The 2857-nt window shown below is 30.3% G+C and carries 3 protein-coding genes; 1 reads left to right on the top strand and 2 read right to left on the bottom strand.

From position 1 onward, the window contains the following. Together ACH2BG_RS10720 and fabG are read right to left on the bottom strand one after the other, a co-directional pair. Nucleotides 1-1516, bottom strand: a 1516-nt coding sequence (locus ACH2BG_RS10720; RefSeq protein ID WP_395047689.1) for a hypothetical protein, incomplete at its 3' end; no start/stop codon positions are given. 85 nt (nt 1517-1601) lie between these two features. Beyond that, the gene (fabG, locus tag ACH2BG_RS10715) at nt 1602-2348 is read right to left on the bottom strand and encodes a 3-oxoacyl-[acyl-carrier-protein] reductase (protein WP_395047688.1); all 747 of its coding nucleotides are present in this window, start codon (nt 2346-2348) and stop codon (nt 1602-1604) included. Nucleotides 2349-2492: 144 nt separating this feature from the next. Here fabG and ACH2BG_RS10710 point away from each other — a divergent pair. Then, on the top strand, nt 2493-2857 hold a 365-nt coding region (locus ACH2BG_RS10710), incomplete at its 3' end, for a cytochrome c peroxidase (protein WP_395047687.1).

Below are 2857 nucleotides of genomic sequence, written 5' to 3'. Positions count from 1 at the left end.
TTTCGTGAGTTACAATTAATGACTTTTTTGAAGCATTAGAAGCTAAAAATTGGATGATTTTATCTATAAAAACATCAAATTGCTCGAATGATTTTGTTTTTACGTGACTTTCTACGCGCCATTTCCAAATGTTTTCCCCAAAAAGATACGCATTACGTTTTGAACCATTTTCAGCAAAAGCCAATAACGGGTTCTCAGTCTTAATATTTCTAATTTGCGATTGCAATAAAGTATTTACATTTCCTTTAATATCTATATTTCCAAACGAATTTTCTAAAGGGGGAAATTGTTCGAAACCAATATTATCTAAAGCAAATGAATTAAACTGAGGATTAAATTCGGCTGTAAAATCTTCTTTCTGACCAGACATTCTAAACTGCAATTGGTCTTGATATTGATTCAAAATATTATAATCGGTACTCAAACCTGTAATCACAAAAGTGTTTAATTGCAGGTTTTTATTTTGTTCTAAAATAGATTTAAATTCTGAATTAGGTTGATACAAAATTAAAACATTATAATCTTCTAATGATTTAATTTGTTGCGGTTTAAGCAAAGTTACTTTACGTTGCACATTAGTTTCTATAGCTCTTTTTATAGCACCTAAATCTGGGTGATTTATTGCTGAAATTAACGCAATTTCTGACCGTTGGTCTATTACTTCAATGGCAAAATTCTTAACATTATTGTATTTGTTTTTCTCTGTTTCTGAAGTCGAAATAATTGCCTTATAAGTGTGAACTCCTACTCTATCAGCATTTAATAAAAGTGATAATTCTTGAGATTTTTTATTGACAGAAAATGAAACGGTTTGTTTGTGAATCGTATTATTCCCTTGTTTAATACTAAAAGTAGTATTGATGGTTTTGTTTCCGTTGTATTGCAAAAAAACTTCAAGTGGAAATTTATTTTTTAAAAATGCATATTTATTTACATTCAACTGATTAATTTTTACATCTAAAAAACTTGTTGTATCTCCTAAAACCAAGGAATAAACTTGATTGTTTTGCGGAAATGAATATACATAATCGCTACCAATAGTTTGGTTTCCGTCTGACAGTAATACAATTGGAAAATTTTGATTGCGATATAATTGCTTCAAATTTTGAGCAACTTTATGAATATTAGATTGTTTTCCTTTGTAATCTATTGGTTTATCAGCATAAAAATCGTCATCGAAACTAAATAATTGAACATCATATTTGTCTTTCAATTGACTATTTTCTGATAACTTTTGAGACAATTCTTTCGATATGTTTTCTTGTTTTAATTCTGAAATAGATTGAGAATTATCAACTACAATAGGCAAAGGTGTTTTGCTAGTTTCATAAGTTTTTCTTGATATTATTGGATTAATCAGTAATAAAAGAATCGAAAAAATAGAGACAAAACGCAACAAAGCCAATAAGATATTGACTTTGTTGTAATTATTGTTTTTATAAAAGTATTGATAAAACGACAATCCTCCAGCGAGTACTAAAGAAAGTATTATGAGTAGAATTGTGGTTGTATTCATTTATTTTGAATTGAAAAATTAAAAGATTGAAAAATTGGGACAATCCTAATTTTTCAATCTTTTAATCATTAAATTTTTTAATTTATTACGTCAGCATTCCTCCATCAACATTCAAAACTTGCCCTGTTACATAAGCACTCATATCACAAGCCAAGAAAACACAAGCATTAGCAACATCTTCGGGAGTTCCGCCACGACGCAACGGAATACTTTCTCTCCAGCCTTGTACTACATCTTCGTTTAGTTTTGCAGTCATTTCTGTTTCAATAAATCCTGGAGCAATTGCGTTGCAACGAATATTACGAGAACCTAACTCTAAAGCTACTGATTTTGTAAACCCAATAACGCCTGCTTTTGATGCCGCATAATTAGTCTGACCAGCGTTCCCTTTTACACCTACTACACTACTCATATTAATAATAGAACCCGAACGTTGCTTCAAAAATGTTTTTTGAATGGCTTTAGTCATATTAAAAACTGATTTCAAATTGACATTAATAACTTTATCAAAATCTTCTTCAGACATACGCATAAGCAAATTATCTTTAGTAATTCCCGCATTATTTATTAAAATATCTGCTGTGCCAAATTCAACAATTACCGCATCTACAAAGGTTTGTGCATCATTAAAATCGGCAGCATTAGACTGATATCCTTTTGCTTTAACACCAAGAGCATTCAATTCTGCTTCTAAAGCCATCGCAGATTCAACAGACGAACTATATGTAAAAGCCACATTTGCTCCGTGTTGTGCGAATACTTTAGCAATTCCACTTCCTATTCCGCGGCTTGCACCTGTTATAATTGCTACTTTTCCTTCTAGTAATTTCATTTTATAGTTTGTTTTGTACTTTAATTTTAAGTGTCAAATATATAATAAATACTTTTTGAAAAAAAATACATTTTTTTAATTAAACCTTTTTTAATATTTAAAGTCAAATAGTCAACCAAAAAAATATAACCAAATCTGCAAACTATGAAATTAAGAGCCATATTATTACTGTCTGCATCAATAGTATTGTTAGCATCTTGTTCTAAAAACGATGATGAGTACATTCCTATCGCACCAACTTACCCAAATGTAGAAGCTGCTTTTGGAAATACAATCCATTTAAATAGTTTAGCTAATTATTCAAATCAACCAATTCCAAATTATATTACAAAGGATAACACTGCCGGTAACCCTATAACCAACAAAGGAGCAACATTAGGACGTGTTTTGTTTTATGATAAAAATTTATCCTCAAACAATATAATTTCTTGTGCAAGTTGTCACAAGCAAGCTGACGCTTTTAGTGATACAAGTGTTACTAGCACAGGAGTTAACGGAGCAACTGGAAG

It is taken from the genome of Flavobacterium sp., assembly GCF_043779715.1.
Taxonomy (GTDB): Bacteria; Bacteroidota; Bacteroidia; order Flavobacteriales; family Flavobacteriaceae; genus Flavobacterium.
The sequence above is the reverse complement of the archived record's forward strand: the minus strand, read 5'-3'. Positions and strand labels throughout refer to the sequence as shown.